General features: G+C 72.7%; 13 protein-coding genes. 11 read left to right on the top strand and 2 right to left on the bottom strand.

Annotated features, from left to right (window positions below; genetic code table 11):
• The first annotated feature begins 2 nt into the window (after positions 1–2).
• From fdh to ACFYUV_RS05640, 4 genes are all read left to right on the top strand, one after another.
• The gene (gene fdh, locus ACFYUV_RS05655) at positions 3–3,230 is read left to right on the top strand and encodes a formate dehydrogenase (RefSeq protein ID WP_387665330.1); all 3,228 of its coding nucleotides are present in this window, start codon (positions 3–5) and stop codon (positions 3,228–3,230) included.
• Between the two features lie 63 nt (positions 3,231–3,293).
• A complete protein-coding gene (locus ACFYUV_RS05650; protein WP_352364982.1) occupies positions 3,294–4,076 on the top strand; it encodes a 4Fe-4S dicluster domain-containing protein in 783 nt (260 codons plus the stop codon).
• Positions 4,073–5,077 (top strand): NrfD/PsrC family molybdoenzyme membrane anchor subunit, encoded by a 1,005-nt coding sequence (gene nrfD / locus ACFYUV_RS05645; RefSeq protein ID WP_387665212.1) that lies wholly within the window; start codon positions 4,073–4,075, stop codon positions 5,075–5,077. The genes ACFYUV_RS05650 and nrfD overlap by 4 nt, the downstream gene beginning before the upstream one ends.
• 164 nt (positions 5,078–5,241) lie before the next feature.
• Entirely contained in the window at positions 5,242–5,778 is a 537-nt protein-coding gene (locus tag ACFYUV_RS05640) for an NUDIX hydrolase family protein (protein WP_352324412.1), read from the top strand.
• A 96-nt stretch (positions 5,779–5,874) separates the two neighbouring features.
• On the opposite strand, the gene ACFYUV_RS05635 is transcribed toward ACFYUV_RS05640, so the two are convergent.
• Positions 5,875–6,393: a peptidoglycan recognition family protein gene (locus ACFYUV_RS05635; RefSeq protein ID WP_358285861.1), complete on the bottom strand. Its 519-nt coding sequence runs from the start codon at positions 6,391–6,393 to the stop codon at positions 5,875–5,877.
• 125 nt (positions 6,394–6,518) lie between these two features.
• Positions 6,519–7,403, bottom strand: coding sequence for a MurR/RpiR family transcriptional regulator (locus ACFYUV_RS05630; RefSeq protein WP_387665209.1), 885 nt, complete (start codon positions 7,401–7,403; stop codon positions 6,519–6,521).
• A gap of 86 nt (positions 7,404–7,489) precedes the next feature.
• Here ACFYUV_RS05630 and ACFYUV_RS05625 point away from each other — a divergent pair, with 86 nt between their 5' ends.
• The 7 genes from ACFYUV_RS05625 to ACFYUV_RS05595 are packed head-to-tail and all read left to right on the top strand — an operon-like array spanning position 7,490 to position 15,610.
• Complete coding sequence (locus tag ACFYUV_RS05625) at positions 7,490–9,037, top strand: ABC transporter substrate-binding protein (protein WP_387665206.1); 1,548 nt, start codon at positions 7,490–7,492, stop codon at positions 9,035–9,037.
• The gene (locus ACFYUV_RS05620) at positions 9,037–10,005 is read left to right on the top strand and encodes an ABC transporter permease (protein ID WP_358285852.1); all 969 of its coding nucleotides are present in this window, start codon (positions 9,037–9,039) and stop codon (positions 10,003–10,005) included. Before ACFYUV_RS05625 ends, ACFYUV_RS05620 begins: the two co-directional genes overlap by 1 nt.
• Complete coding sequence (locus tag ACFYUV_RS05615; RefSeq protein ID WP_352364933.1) at positions 10,002–10,829, top strand: ABC transporter permease; 828 nt, start codon at positions 10,002–10,004, stop codon at positions 10,827–10,829. The genes ACFYUV_RS05620 and ACFYUV_RS05615 overlap by 4 nt, the downstream gene beginning before the upstream one ends.
• Positions 10,826–11,725 carry an N-acetylmuramic acid 6-phosphate etherase gene (gene murQ, locus ACFYUV_RS05610; protein ID WP_358285846.1) on the top strand — a complete coding sequence of 300 codons (900 nt, stop codon included), beginning with the start codon at positions 10,826–10,828 and terminating at the stop codon, positions 11,723–11,725. Before ACFYUV_RS05615 ends, murQ begins: the two co-directional genes overlap by 4 nt.
• A complete protein-coding gene (locus ACFYUV_RS05605) occupies positions 11,722–12,927 on the top strand; it encodes an anhydro-N-acetylmuramic acid kinase (protein ID WP_387665201.1) in 1,206 nt (401 codons plus the stop codon). The genes murQ and ACFYUV_RS05605 overlap by 4 nt, the downstream gene beginning before the upstream one ends.
• The gene (locus ACFYUV_RS05600) at positions 12,924–14,015 is read left to right on the top strand and encodes a serine hydrolase domain-containing protein (protein ID WP_387665198.1); all 1,092 of its coding nucleotides are present in this window, start codon (positions 12,924–12,926) and stop codon (positions 14,013–14,015) included. Before ACFYUV_RS05605 ends, ACFYUV_RS05600 begins: the two co-directional genes overlap by 4 nt.
• Positions 14,012–15,610, top strand: a complete 1,599-nt coding sequence (locus ACFYUV_RS05595) for an ABC transporter ATP-binding protein (RefSeq protein ID WP_387665195.1) — start codon at positions 14,012–14,014, stop codon at positions 15,608–15,610. Before ACFYUV_RS05600 ends, ACFYUV_RS05595 begins: the two co-directional genes overlap by 4 nt.
• Positions 15,611–15,634: the final 24 nt, after the last annotated feature.

Genomic DNA, 15,634 nt, shown 5'->3' with positions numbered 1-15,634 from the left:
GCATGGGGTTCTCCTGGCCGCTGCTGCGGCAGCTCACCGGCAAGGACAAGCTCGGCCGGGCCGCCGCGGTGAAGTCGCCGCGCACGGGCGCGCACCCGGCCCGGACGGCCGCCGCCGACCGCGTGGTCAAGTCGGTGTGCCCGTACTGCGCGGTGGGCTGCGCCCAGAACGTCTACGTCCGTGATGAGAAGGTCGTGCACATCGAGGGCGACCCCGACTCCCCGATCAGCCGGGGCCGGCTGTGCCCGAAGGGCGCCTCCAGCCTCCAGCTCACCACCGGCTCCGGACGGCTGAGCAAGGTCCTGTACCGCCCGCCGTACGCCGCCGACTGGCAGGAGCTCGACCTGGAGACCGCCATGGACATGGTGGCCGACCGGATCATCGCCACCCGCCGGGCGACCTGGGAGTGGGAGAACAAGGGCCGCCGGGTGGCCCGCACGATGGGCATCGCCAGCCTGGGCGGCGCGACGCTGGACAACGAGGAGAACTACCTCATCAAGAAGCTGCTCACCGCGCTCGGCGTGGTGCAGATCGAGAACCAGGCGCGGGTGTGCCACAGCTCGACCGTGGTGGGGCTCGGCACGTCGTTCGGGCGCGGCGGGGCCACGACGTTCCTGCAGGACCTGCAGCACTCCGACTGCGTGCTGATCCAGGGGTCGAACTTCGCCGAGGCGCATCCGGTCGGGTTCCAGTGGGTGATGGAGGCCAAGGCCCGCGGCGCGGTGGTCATCCACGTGGATCCGCGGTTCACCCGCACCAGCGCGCTGGCCGACCTGCACGTGCCGATCAGGGCGGGCTCGGACGTGGCCTTCCTCGGCGCGATCGTCAACCACGTGCTGGAGAACGAGCTGTTCTTCCGCGACTACGTCCTGCACTACACCAACGCGGCGACCATCCTGCGCGAGGACTACCGCGACGCCGAGGACCTCGACGGCCTGTTCTCCGGCTTCGACGCCGACAACCGCTGCTACGAGGACGACACCTGGCAGTACGAGGGCATGCACACCGTCGCGGCCTCCGGCGAGCGGGACGAGGACTACGACCGCCCGGCGGGCAGCATCCCGGCCGGCCGCGCCGAGGTGCAGGGCGGCACCGGCGTGCCGCTGGGCGGCGAGCCGCGGCGGGACGAGACGCTGCGGCACCCGCGCTGCGTGCTGCAGGTGCTGCGCCGCCACTTCGCCCGCTACACGCCGGAGATGGTCCAGCAGGTGTGCGGGGTGCCGCCGGAGCTGTTCGCCCAGGTCTGCCGCCACCTGACGGAGAACTCGGGGCCGGAGCGGACCGCCGAGTTCGTCTACGCGGTGGGCTGGACGCAGCACAGCGACGGCGCCCAGTTCATCCGCACCGCCAGCATCCTGCAGCTCCTGCTCGGCAACATCGGCCGCCCCGGCGGCGGCATCCAGGCGCTGCGCGGGCACGCCAGCATCCAGGGTTCCAGCGACATCCCGACGCTGTTCAACCTGCTGCCCGGCTACATCCCGATGCCGCACGCCCACGAGCACGAGAAGATGCGCGACTTCCTGCGCGCCGACGCCTCCTGCCGCGGCTTCTGGGCGAACATGCCCGCCTACCTGGTGAGCCTGCTCAAGGCGTGGTGGGGGCCGGCGGCCACGCGCGACAACGACTTCCGGTTCGACTACCTGCCGCGCCTGACCGGCTCGCACAGCACGTACGACACGGTGCTCGCGCAGCTCGACGGCACCTGCAAGGGCTACCTGCTGCTCGGCGAGAACCCGGCGGTGGGCTCGGCCAACTCCCGGATGCAACGCCTGGGCATGGCCGAGCTCGACTGGCTGGTGGTGCGCGACCTCAACCTGATCGAGAGCGCCACCTGGTGGAAGGACGGCCCCGAGATCGAGACGGGCGAGCTGACCACGTCCAGGATCGGCACGGAGGTGTTCTTCTTCCCCGCCGCGGCCCACACCGAGAAGAGCGGCAGCTTCACCAACACCAACCGCTGGCTGCAGTGGCACCACCGGGCCGTCGAGCCGGCCGGCGACGCGCGCAGCGACCTGTGGTTCATGTACCACCTCGGGCGGATCATCCGGCAGAAGCTGGCCGGTTCCGCCGACCCGATGGACCGGCCCCTGCTCGACCTCACCTGGGACTACCCCGTCGAGGGCGAGACGGCCGAGCCGGTCGCCGAGGCGGTGCTCGCCGAGATCAACGGCTGGGACGCCGAGGGCCGGCCGCTCGACGGCTACAGCCAGCTCAAGGACGACGGCTCGACGGTGTGCGGTTGCTGGATCTACTGCGGCGTGTACGCCGGCGGCGTCAACCGGGCCGCCCGCCGCAAACCGGCCGCCGAGCAGGACTGGGTGGCCGCCGAGTGGGCGTGGGCGTGGCCGGCCAACCGGCGGGTGCTCTACAACCGGGCCTCGGCCGCGCCGGACGGCCGTCCGTGGAGCGAGCGCAAGAAGCTCGTCTGGTGGGACGCGGACGCCGGCCGCTGGACCGGCCTCGACGTGCCGGACTTCGAGGAGCGCAAACCGCCGTCCTACCGGCCCGAGCCGGGGGCGCAGGGACCGGCGGCGTTGTCGGGCATCGACCCGTTCATCATGCAGGCCGACGGCAAGGGCTGGCTGTTCGCCCCCTCGGGCGTGGTGGACGGCCCGCTGCCCAGCCACTACGAGCCCCAGGACTCGCCGGTCGCCAACCCGCTCTACGGGCGGCAGCGCAACCCGGCCCGCAAGCTCTACCGGCACGAGGACAACCGGTACCAGCCGAGCGGGGCCGAGCCGGGCGCGTCGGTCTACCCGTACGTGGTGACCACGTACCGGCTGACCGAGCACTTCACGGCGGGCGGCATGAGCCGGCACACGCCGTACCTGGCCGAGCTGCAGCCGGAGATGTTCTGCGAGGTCTCGCCCGAGCTGGCCGCCGAGCGCGGGCTCGTGCACGGCGAGTGGGCCACGATCATCACCGCGCGCAGCGCCATCGAGGCCCGCGTGCTGGTCACCGACCGGATGGCGCCGCTGCACCTGGACGGCAAGGTCCTGCACCAGATCGGGCTGCCCTTCCACTTCGGCCCCAACGGCCTGGCCACCGGCGACGCGGCCAACGAGCTGTCGGCCATCTCGCTCGACCCCAACTCCCACATCCAGGAGGTCAAGGCCCTGTCGGCGGACATCCGTCCCGGGCGCAGGCCGCGCGGCCCGGCCCTGCCGGAGCTGGTGCTGGCCTACCGGCGGCGGGCGGGCGTGACCGAGCACACCGGAACGGAGGTGTGAGCCGTGGCCTTCGACCTCGACCGGGCGCCGCTCGACGCCGGCTACGACGACCCGCCCAGGCGCATGGGCTTCTTCACCGACACCAGCGTCTGCATCGGGTGCAAGGCGTGCGAGGTGGCCTGCAAGGAGTGGAACGCGGTGCCGGAGGACGGGCTGCTGTTCACCGGCATGTCCTACGACAACTCCGTCGGGCTCGGCGCCGACACCTGGCGGCACGTGGCGTTCGTCGAGCAGCGCAAGCCGCTGGGCCACCAGGAGACCGGCGCCCGCGACCTGGACTTCCGCTGGCTGATGGCCTCCGACGTGTGCAAGCACTGCACGCACGCGGCCTGCCTGGACGTCTGCCCGACCGGCTCGCTGTTCCGCACCGAGTACGGCACGGTCGTCGTCCAGGAGGACGTCTGCAACGGCTGCGGCTACTGCGTGCCCGCCTGCCCGTTCGGGGTGATCGGCCGGCGCGCGGAGACCGGCACGGCCGCCAAGTGCACGATGTGCTACGACCGGCTGGAGGTCGGCCAGGAGCCGGCCTGCGCCAAGACGTGCCCGACGGACTCCATCCAGTTCGGCGAGCTGGACGAGCTGCGCGAGCGCGCCGACCGCCGTCTGGAGCAGGTGCGCGCGGCGGGCGTGTCCTCGGCCCGCCTGTACGGCCACGACCCGGCCGACGGCGTGGGCGGCACCGGCGCCTTCTTCCTGCTGCTGGACGAGCCCCAGGTGTACGGCCTGCCGCCGGACCCCGTGGTGACCACCGCGGACCTGCCGTCGATGTGGCGGCACGCCGGCGCGGCGGCGCTGGTCCTGCTGGCCGGGATGGCCGCCGCGGCGGCCTGGAGGAGGGGCGGATGAGCAACCAGACCGACGTGCGCCTGGACGACGCGCCCGGCCTGCGCACCGAGCGCGAGGCCACGCCCGGCTCGGCGGGCCGCGGCAGCCGCTCCCTGCGGCCGCCGGAGCCGGAGGCGGATTCCTACTACGGCCTGCCGGTGCTGAACAGCACGCCCTGGAGCGACCACGACATCGCCGGTTACCTGTTCCTCGGCGGCCTGGCCGGCGCCTCCTCCACGCTGGCCGCCGCCGCCGAGCTGACCGGACGCCCGGCGCTGGCCCGCGCCGCCAAGGTGGCCGCCCTGGGGGCGGTCGGCGGCTCGCTGTACTCCCTGATCCACGACCTGGGCAAGCCGTCGCGCTTCCTGAACATGTTGCGGGTGTTCAAGGTGACCTCGCCGATGAGCGTCGGCACCTGGATCCTGACCGCGTACGGGCCGCAGGCCGGGCTGGCCGCGCTCACCGGGGTGACCGGGCGGTTCCCCCGGCTGGGCCGGGCGGCCACGGTGGGGGCCGGGCTGACCGGGCCGGCGCTGGCCACCTACACCGCCGCGCTGATCTGCGACACCGCCGTCCCGGCCTGGCACGACGGGTTCAGGGAGATGCCGTTCCTGTTCGCGGGCTCGGCCGCCGCGTCGGCGGGCGGGCTCGGCATGCTGGCCGCGCCGGTCGCGCAGGCGGCCCCGGCCCGGCGGGCGGCGGTGCTGGGGGCGGCCCTGGAGTGCGCGGCGGCCGTCCGCATGGAACGCCGGATGGGCCTGACCGCCGAGCCGCTGCGGCGCAGCCGCCTGCTCAGGACGGGCCAGGCGCTGTCGGTCGCGGGCGCCCTGCTCGGTCAGGGCCTGGGCGCGCGCAGCAGGGTCGCGGCGGTGGCCGCGGGGGCGGCCCTGCTGGCCGGGTCGGTGTGCACCCGGTTCGGGATCTTCCACGCCGGGACGGCCTCGGCGTGCGACCCCCGGTACACCGTCGAGCCGCAACGCCGGCGGCTCGCCAAGTCGAGAGCGGAGCGTGATCTGTCATGAGAAGAGTCGCCGAGTACCTGCCGTTCATGGGCATCGTGCTGGTCGTCTGCACGGCGTCCTGGATCGCGGGCAGGAGCAGGCCGGCCCGGCGGGCCTGACCCCGTCCGGGGATCGGTCGGTGGGGCTTACGCTGTCAGTGGCGGCGCGGGGCATACGATCGGCAGATGACCGAAAAGACCGAAACCGCGCCTGGATGGCTGGCACCCGAAGAGCTCGAGTCGGTGCGCGGCCAGTTGCCGATCCTCTACATCGACGCCGTGCCGGTGCGCGTCGACGAGACCGGCGTGGTGACCCGCGTGGGCCTGCTGCTGCGGATCGCGGCGGACGGCACGGTCAGCCGGGCGCTGGTCTCGGGGCGGGTGCTGCACCACGAGCGCATCCGCGACGCGCTGCTGCGCCACCTGGAGAAGGACCTCGGGCCGGTGGCCCTGCCGCGCATCCCCGTCTCGCCGCAGCCCTTCACCGTCGCGGAGTACTTCCCGACGCCGGGCGTCACGCCGTACCACGACCCGCGCCAGCACGCGGTGTCGCTGGCCTACATCGTGCCCGTGGCCGGTGACTGCCGGCCCCGGCAGGACGCCCTGGACCTGGTCTGGTTCACCCCGGAGGAGGCGTCCTCGCCGGCCGTGCAGCAGGAGATGACCGGCGGCCAGGGCGTGCTGCTCAAGCAGGCGCTGGCCCACGTGGGCCGGCTGGTCTAGCGCCCCGCCTCTCGTCGCGCACGCGGTGACCGTCGAGGCCGCCATGGACGTCCATGGCGGCCGCCGCTCGCGGGGTGTCCTCGGGACGCATGCGGCTCAGGGGCGTTCGGCGCCCCCTCGCACCCAGTGGTAGAGCGGGTCGCCGGGGCAGTCGGTGTCGTAGCCGTCCCGGTGGCCCTTGACCTCGTCGCCGGCGTCGCCGTGCTCGCGCAGGTACTCGATGGCGTCGACGAGGGCGTTGAGCAGGTCGTCGTTCGGTTCGGTGAACCCGGTGTTGCCGAGCAGGGCGAGCACGGCGTAGTGGCCGGAGTTGAGCCCCGGGCCGTTGGCGGCGGGCAGGACGTGCGGCCCCCGGCCCATGAAGGTGCGCCGGTGCGGGCAGCACACCATGTTGTAGCCGAGGTCGATGTAGGTCTCGCCGCGCCCGCCGGACATGTGCATGCGCTGGATGTCCCTGACCAGGTCGACGCACTTGTCGTGGTTGTCGGCGTCCGGCAGGTCGGATGGCACCTTCCCGCCGGTGTAGTGGATCTTGACGCCCCTGGTGGAGGCCAGCCGGGTGTAACTGGTCGTGGGCTTCTTGGCGTGCCAGTCGGCACGGGTGATCAGCTGCATGTGGTGTCTCTCCTGGTAGACGATGCCTCGCCACCAGAATGTCAACTTAAAGTAGCCGTGTCATCACTTTTTGTCACTAGATTCACGTGCCGCCAAAGAAAGACTTCCATGCTGGTCAGGCCGGTTCACCCCCGCTTGTGCACCGTCCGGTCGTGGACGACCGCGTAGGTGTTGCGCAGGGCCGCCATCGACTCGTCGTAACTGGCCGCGGCCACGCCGGTGAACAGGCAGTCGACGACCATGAGCTGGGCGATGCGGCTGCCGAGCGCGCCGGAGCGGAACTGGGTCTCGCGGGCGGCCGTCGTCAGCGTCACGTCGGCGGTGGCGGCCAGCGGCGAGTCGCGGAAGTTCGTGATCGCCACCGTGGCCGCGCCGGACCGGCGGGCGATGGCCAGGAACTCGACCGTGTCCACGGTCGCGCCGGTGTGCGAGACCGCGACGGCCACGCAGCCGGCGTCGAGCGTGGCCGCCGACGTCCAGGCCGAGTGGGCGTCGTGCCAGTTGATGGCGGTACGCCCGATGCGAGAGAGCTTCTGCTGCAGGTCGAGGCCGACCAGCGCGCTCGCGCCCACGCCGAAGGTGTCGATCCGGCGCGCGGCCAGCAGCAGGGCGACCGCCCGGCCCAGGGCCCGCATGTCCAGGGAACGGGCCGTGTCGGCGATGGACAGCGTCTCGTTGGTGGCGACCTTGGAGACGATGCCCTCCAGGCTGTCGTGGCGGTCGATGTCGCCCGACACCTCCGGCAGGCTCGACGTGGTCAGCTCCTCCCGGGCGGCGGCCCTGGTCAGGTCGATCCGGAAGTCCTTGAAGTGGGCGTATCCCATGCGCTGGTAGAAGCGCACGACCGAGGTCGTCGAGGTGGCGCAGCGGGCGGCCAGCTCGGCGATGGACAGGTTCGCGGCGGCGGCCGGGTCGCCGGTGAACGTCTCGGCGATACGCCGCTCCGACGGCCGTAATGCGGGCATGGCCGCACGGATGCGGATCAGCAGGCTTCCGTCGTCCTCGACCATTCGTCATCCATCCCTGTTGAGGAAATTTAGTACACCAGTGGTAGGGTCTGCGTAATTTTATGACCTACTGCCCCTGAGGAGACCACATGCCCCGTGGCGCGCTCTCCGCGATCGGCGCCGCCGCAGTGCTGTCCATCGCCCTGACCTCCTGTTCATCATCTTCCGGGCCCGCGACCAGCACCGGCGCCACGGGCAAGTCCGGCGGCGCCCTGGTCGTCGGCGTGACCTCCGACCCCGACACGCTCTTCCCCTGGAAGGCCACCCAGTTCACGGCCGTGAACGTGTTGCAGAACATCTACGGCACCCTCACCGAGTTCGACAAGGACCTGAACGTCGTGCCGGGCCTGGCCGAGTCGTGGCAGGCGTCCGAGGACGGCAAGAAGCTGACCCTCACCCTGCGCAAGGGCGTGACCTTCGGCGACGGCAGCGCCTTCGACTCCAAGGACGTCAAGGCGTCCCTGGAGAAGATCATGGACGAGAAGACGGCGGCCGTGGCGCGGGCGTCGCTGGCGTCGGTGAAGTCCGTCGAGGCTCCGGACGAGAGCACGGTGGTGCTGGAGCTGACCGGCCCCGACGCCGCGCTCCCGGCGAACCTGGCCACCGTCAACATGGCGATGCTCTCCTCCGACGACACCGAGGAGAAGCTCAACGCCACCCCCAACGGCACCGGCCCGTTCACGCTGGGCAAGCGCGTCCCGAGCCAGTCGCTGACGCTGGCCAGGAACGACAAGTACTGGGGCGCCGAGAAGCCGAAGGTGGGCAGCGTCGAGTTCCGGGTGATCCCGGACGAGTCGTCCATCGTCTCGGCCATGCAGTCGGGCAACGTGCAGCTCGCGGTCTTCAACGACCCGCTGGTCGCCCAGACCGCGCAGGGCGGCGGCACGATCACCGTCACCAAGACGCCGCAGCTCAGCTACCACGCCCTCCAGCTCAACGCCCAGCGCGGCGACCTCAAGGACGTCAACGTGCGCCTGGCGATCCAGTGCGCGATCGACCGCAAGCAGGTGCTCGACACCGCCGCGCTCGGCGAGGGCGAGGTGACCGGGCCGATCACCGCCCCGGCCTTCAAGTCCGACCCGACCAAGCGTCCCTGCCCGACCCGCGACCTGGCCAAGGCCGCCGAGTACCTCGGCAAGGCGGGCAAGTCCGGCGGCGTGACGGTCAAGGCCATCGTCTCCCAGGGCGAGTACGCCACCTCCGTGAACGAGGCCCAGAACCTCAAGGCGCAGCTCGCCGAGGCGAAGATCACCCTGGACCTGGAGGTGCTGGAGTCCGGCGCGTTCGTGGACCGCTGGGTGGCGGCCGACTTCGACGCCGCCGTCGCGCTCAACGGCGGGCGCCCGGACCCCGACGGCTCCTACGGCCGCTACTTCACCAGCAAGGGCAACCTGAACAAGGTCGCCGGGTACAGCTCGCCGGAGCTGGACAAGCTGTTCGCCGAGGGCAAGGCCACGACCGACCCGGCCGCCCGCAAGGCGATCTACGAGAAGGTCTCGGCCGAGCTGGAGGCCAACGCGCCCTGGATCTGGCTGTTCACCAGCTACACCTACACCGGCACCACCTCCAACGTGTCCGGGTTCGTGCCGATGGTCAGCGGGTCGCTGCAGTACCTGCGCACGACGTCCGTCGCCTGATGCGCCGGATCCTCGCAAGCCGGGCCGTCCGGCGCGTGGCCTCGACGATCGGCACCCTGTTCGGGGTGGCCGTGTTCGTCTTCGTCATGCTCCGGGCGATCCCGGGCGACCAGATCACCGCGGGGCTCGGCACGGAGGCGGCTGCCCTCACCCCGGCGCAGCGCGTGGCCCTGGAGCAGTACTACGGGCTGGACCAGTCGCCGGTCACGCAGTTCTTCTCCTGGCTGGGCAACATGCTCACCGGCAACTTCGGCTACTCGGCCCGCTCGCAGCAGGGCGTGCTGGAGATGACGCTGCACTCGCTGCCGGTGACGTTCGAGCTGGCGGTGTTCTCGATCGTGCTGGCGCTGCTGCTGGGCGTGCCGCTCGGCATGTTGTCGGCGTCCAGGACGAACTCGCCGCGGGACGCCTTCGGCCAGGTCGTGAGCCTGGCCGGGCTGTCGGTCCCGGCGTTCCTGCTGGCCACGACGCTGCTGTCGATCTTCGCGGCGTCGTTCGGCTTCAACCCCAACGGCCAGGGCTTCGCCACGCTCGCCGAGGACCCGCTGCTCAACCTCCAGCAGATGTTCCTGCCCGCGCTCGTGCTCGGCTTCGGCATCGCCGCGCCGATCCTGCGCACCACCCGTACGGCGGTGCTGGAGGTGCGCTCGGAGGACTTCGTGCGCACCGCCCGCGCCAAGGGCGTGCCGCCGCGCCGCCTGCAGGTCCGGCACGTGCTGGGCAACGCGCTGGTGCCGATCGTGACGATGACCGGGCTGCAGTTCGGCTACCTGCTCGGCGGCGCGGTCGTGGTCGAGCAGATCTTCTCCGTGCCCGGCGTGGGCCGGCAGGTGCTGCTCGGCATCCAGCAGAAGGAGTACGCGGTCGTGCAGAGCACGGTCCTGGTCATCGCGCTGGCGTTCGTGCTGGTCAACCTGCTGACCGACGGGCTGTACCGGATCATCGACCCGCGGGTGAGGGCGTCGTGACCGCGCTGCGCAGGAGCCCCGCCATGCTGGCGGGCACGATCGTGCTGCTGGTGCTGGCCGTGGTGGCGGCGCTGTCGTACGCCGGGCTGCTCCCCTACGACCCGATCGCCCAGAACCCGCCCGAGCGGTTCCTGTCGCCGTCCGGGACGCACCTGTTCGGCACCGACCAGTTCGGCCGGGACGTCTTCTCCCGGGTGGCGGCCGGGGTCGGCAACTCGGCGCTCATCGCGGTGGTCGCGGTGGCCTTCGCCACCGTGGTCGGCACGCTGGGCGGCCTGGTGTCCGGGTTCTACCGCGGCTTCGCCGACGGCGCCATCGGCGGCGTGACGAACGTGCTGTTCGCGTTCCCGCCGCTGCTGCTCGCGCTCTCGCTGGCCTCGGTGCTGGACCGCAACTGGTTCACGGTCGCCGTCGCCATCGCGATCGTGTACGTCCCCATCTTCATCCGTGTCACGCGCGGCCCCGTGCTCTCCCTGCGGGAGATCGAGTACGTCAAGGCCGCGGTCTCCACCGGCCAGAGCCGCTGGCAGATCATGCTCAGGCACGTGCTGCCCAACATCACCTCGATCATCGTCATCCAGGTGGCGCTGTCGTTGTCGTGGGCGGTGCTGACCGAGGCGTCGCTGAGCTTCCTCGGCCTGGGCACGCCGCCGCCCGCCCCCTCGCTGGGCTCGATGATCTTCGAGGCGCGCAGCCTGGTGTTCGTCGCCCCCTGGACGCTGATCGCGCCGGGCGCGGTCGTCGTGCTGCTGGTGGTGGGCCTGAACCTGCTCGGCGACGGCCTGCGTGACACTCTCGACCCCAGAACCCGAGGCAAGCGGTGAACCTCTCAGAACTGACCACGGAATCGGCCGACCCGCGCTTCGCGGGCATCGACACCATGAGCGTGGCCGAGCTCGCCGCGACCATGAACGCGGCCGACGCCACCGTCCCCGCCGCGGTCGCCGCGGCGCTGCCGCAGATCACCCCGGCCATCGAGGCCGCCGCCGAGCTGGTACGGGCCGGCGGCCGGCTGGTCTACGTGGGCGCGGGCACGCCGGGCCGGCTCGGCGTCCTGGACGCCTCCGAATGCCCGCCCACCTTCAGCACCCCGCCCGAGCAGGTCTTCGCCGTCATCGCCGGCGGCGAGCGGGCGATCGTGCACCCGTGCGAGGGCGCCGAGGACGACGCGGGGGCCGGCGCGGCGGCGATCGACGCGGCCGGCGTCGGGCCGCTGGACACGGTGGTGGGCATCGCCTCCAGCGGGCGCACGCCGTACGTGCTGGGCGCGGTGCGGCGGGCCCGCGAGCGCGGCGCGCTGACCGTCGGGCTGTCCTGCAACCCGGGCACCCCGCTCAGCGGCGAGGCCGAGCACGCGATCGAGGTGCTGGTCGGGCCCGAGGTGGTCAGCGGCTCGACCCGGCTCAAGGCGGGCACGGCGCAGAAGCTCGTGCTCAACATGTTCTCGACCATCGTCATGGTCCGGCTCGGCAAGACGTACGGAAGCCTGATGGTCGACGTCAAGGCCAGCAACGGCAAGCTACGGGAACGGGCGATCAGGATCGTGCGCACGATCGCCGGTGTGGACCGCGAGGAGGCGGAACGGGTGCTCGACCAGCACGGTTTCAACGTCAAGCAGGCGGTGCTCGGCGCCCGGCTCGGGCTCGGGCCGCAGGAGGCGGCGGCGCTGCTGGACCGCAGCGAGGGACGGCTGCGCGTGGCGCTGGGAGAGCCGGCGTGAAGATCCTCGGCATGATCTCCGGCACCTCGCACGACGGCATCGACGTGGCCCTGGTCGACTTCGGCCTCGACGGCGACGTGCTGACCGGCCGCGTGCTGCACGCCGCGAGCACCCCCTATCCGGACGAACTGCGCGCCCGGCTGGTGGCCGCGCTGCCGCCCGCGCCCGTCACGCTGGCCGAGGTGTGCGTGCTCGACACGCTGATCGGCCAGTGCTTCGCCGAGGCCGCCGCGGCCGCGGCCGGGCAGGCCGGTCCGGCCGACCTGATCGTCTCGCACGGTCAGACGGTCTTCCACTGGGTGGAGGGCGCGCACGCGCGCGGCACCCTGCAGATCGGCCAGCCCGCCTGGATCGCCGAGCGCACCGGCGCGCCCGTGCTGTCGGACGTGCGCATCCGCGACATCACCGCGGGCGGGCACGGCGCCCCGCTGGTCTCCGTGCTCGACGACCTGCTGCTCGGCGGCCTGCTGTCGGACGGACACCCGGGCGGCACGGGCGGCACAGGTGGCACGGGCGGCGCGGCGGCGCTCAACCTGGGGGGCATCTCCAACATGACCGTCGTGCGCGACGGCGGCCTGAGCGCCTACGACATCGGCCCGGCCAACGCCCTCGTCGACGCCGTGGTGGCCGGCCGCGGCCTGAACCCGCGCGGCTACGACGAGGACGGCCGGATCGCCGCCTCCGGCCAGGTGGACGAACGCCTGCTCGACGTGCTGCTCGACGAGCCGTACTACCGGCTGGCCGCGCCGAAGAGCACCGGCAAGGAGCTGTTCCACCTGGCCTACGTCGAGGCGGCGATCGCCAGGGCGGGCCGCGAGCCGTCCGGCCCTGACCTGGTGGCGACGCTGACCGAGCTGACCGTCCGCACGGTGGCGGCCGACGTCGCCGCGGCGGGCGTGGACGTGCTGGTCGTCTCCGGCGGCGGCTGCCGCAACCCGGTCATCATGGACGGCCTGCGCGCCGCCCTGCCCGGCGTGCGGGTGTCGCTGTCCGACGAGCTCGGCGCCCCGGCCGACGACAAGGAGGCCATCGCCTTCGCGCTCATCGGCTGGCTGACCGCCCACGGCCTGCCGGGCACCGTCCCCGGCGGCACGGGCGCGAAGGCCGCCCGGGTGCTCGGCACGCTGACGCCGGGCGCGGGCCCGCTCGTCCTGCCGGCCCCGCTGCCCACGCCGCCGCGCTCGCTGGTGCTGCGCCGATGACCCCGGCTCCCGCCGCGCCGCCCGGTCCCGGACCGGTGAGCCCTGAGCCCGGTCCGCCCGCGGGCCTGGTCCGGGCGGCCCGCACGCCGTGGTTCGACCTGACCGAGTGCACCGGCCACCGCACCGTGCGCCGGGCGGACGGCGGCGCACTGGCCGGCGAGGCCCCCATGACCCTCGGCACGCACCACGACCTGGCCTCGGTCACCAAGGTCGTCGCCACCACGACGGCCCTGCTCCGCCTGGTCTCCGACCGCCTGGTGGACCTGGACGAGCGGGCGGCCGCGTACCTGCCGGAGGGCTGCCCCGACCAGGTCACCGTGCGGGACCTGCTGCTGCACCGGGCCGGGCTGTGGGAGTGGTGGCCGATGTACCTCGACCCGCGGATGCCCGCCCCGCGCTACGCGCCCGGCCGCGAACGGCACTACTCCGACCTGGGCTTCATCCTGCTCGGCCGGGTGGTCGAGAGCGTCACCGGCACGTCGCTGGACCGGGCGGTGGCCGAGCTGGTCACCGGGCCGCTCGGGCTGGCCGGCACCACGTACGCGCGGCCGGCGGGGCCCGAGGTGGCCATGAGCGCCCTGGACGACCGGGTCGAGATGCGCATGCTCGACACCTCCGAGCCGTACCCGGTGCCCTTCCGCAGCGCGGACTTCGCCGGCTGGCGGCACGAGCCCGTGCTCGGCCGGGTCGCCGACGGCAACGCCTACCACGCCTTCGGTGGCGTGGCGGGCCATGCCGGGCTGTTCTCCACCGTCCCGGACCTGCTGCGGTACGCCACCGCCCTGTCCCGCTACGAGGAGCACGACCGGCTGTGGCGGCCCGAGGTCGCCCGCGAGTTCTTCACCCCCGGCCCCGACCCCGGCCAGGCGCTCGGCTTCCGCACCTACCGGCTCGATCTGCGGGAGGAGACCGTCACCGTGCTCGGCCACCCCGGCTACGTCGGGTGCGCCGTCGGGTTCGTCCCCGGCCGGGACGTCGCGATCGCGCTGGCGAGCAACCGCCTGCTGACGACGGCCGCGCCGACGCCCACCGACGCCCTCTGGACCGGCCTGCTGCAGGCCATCACCCACCGATCGAGGACCGCATGACCCCGCTCCTGGAGATCCGCGACCTCTCCGTCGCCTTCCGCACCCGCAAGCAGGACGTCACCGTCGTCAAGAACGTCTCGATGGAGATCCTGCCGGGACAGACCGTGGCCGTGGTCGGCGAGTCGGGTTCGGGCAAGTCCACCACGGCCGCCGCGGTCAACCGGCTGCTGCCCGCGGGCGGCCGCATCACCACCGGCCAGGTGCTGTTCGACGGCCGCGACCTGGCCGGGGTGAGCGAGCGCGAGATGACCGCCGTCCGGGGCGCGGGCATCGGCCTGGTGCCCCAGGACCCGATGTCCAACCTCAACCCGCTCATGCGCATCGGCGACCAGATCGCCGAGGCCCTGGAGGTGCACGGCCTGGCCGCGGGCAGGACGGCGCGCGGGCGCGTGACCGAGCTGCTGGAGATGGTCGGCATCCCCGAGCCGGAGCGGCGGGCCGGGCAGTACCCGCACGAGTTCTCCGGCGGCATGCGGCAGCGGGCGCTCATCGCCATGGGCCTGGCCTGCCGGCCCAAGCTGCTCATCGCCGACGAGCCGACCTCGGCCCTCGACGTGACCGTGCAGCGGCGCATCCTCGACCAGCTCGGGCAGCTCACCGCCGAGATGGGCACCGCCGTCTTCCTCATCACGCACGACCTGGCGCTGGCCGCCGAGCGGGCCGACGTGGTGGCCGTCATGTACCGGGGCGAGATCGTGGAGACCGGCCCGGCGGCCGAGCTGCTGGCCGACCCGCGGCACGAGTACACCCGGCGGCTGCTGAAGGCCGTGCCGAGCCTGTCGTCGGTGCGGGTGGCCGAGCCCGGCCCGGAGGAGAGCGCCGAGGACCTGGTCGTGGTGGAGGACCTGCGCAAGGTGTTCCCGCTGCGGGGCGGCGCCGGGGAGTTCACGGCGGTGGACGGGGTCTCCTTCACGATCCCGCGCGGCCGTACCGTCTCGGTCGTGGGCGAGTCGGGCTCGGGCAAGTCGACCACCGCCAACCTGCTGCTCGGCCTGGACGGCATCACCTCCGGCCGGATCCTGTTCGACGGCACCGACCTGACCTCGCTCGGCCGCCGGGAGCTGTTCGCCTTCCGCCGCCGGGTGCAGCCGGTCTTCCAGAACCCGTACGCCTCGCTCGACCCCCGCTACACGGTCGAGAAGTCGATCGCCGAGCCGCTGCGCGTGCACCGGGTGGGCACCCCGGCCGAGCGCGCGCGGACCGTCGCCGAGCTGCTGGAGAAGGTGTCGCTGCCGGCGTCGGTGGCCGAACGGCTGCCGCACGAGCTGTCCGGCGGCCAGCGGCAGCGGGTGGCGATCGCGCGGGCGCTGGCGCTCTCCCCCGAGCTGGTCGTGCTCGACGAGGCCGTCTCCGCGCTGGACGTGCTGGTCCAGGCCCAGATCCTGGAGCTGCTCGCCGACCTGCAGCGCGACCTCGGGCTCAGTTACCTGTTCATCAGCCACGACCTGGCCGTCGTCCGGATGATCTCGCACCGGGTGCACGTGATGCAGGCGGGCCGGATCGTGGAGAGCGGCACGGCGGCCGAGATCTTCGGCTCGCCGCGCGCCGACTACACCCGCGAGCTGCTCGCCGCCATCCCTGGACGGGCCGCCTGATGGTAAGTTGGAAATCCGGACCTA

The sequence above is a fragment of the Nonomuraea sp. NPDC003560 genome, assembly GCF_042878785.1.
Lineage (GTDB): Bacteria > Actinomycetota > Actinomycetes > Streptosporangiales > Streptosporangiaceae > Nonomuraea.
This window is presented reverse-complemented; position numbering and strand designations above follow the sequence as displayed.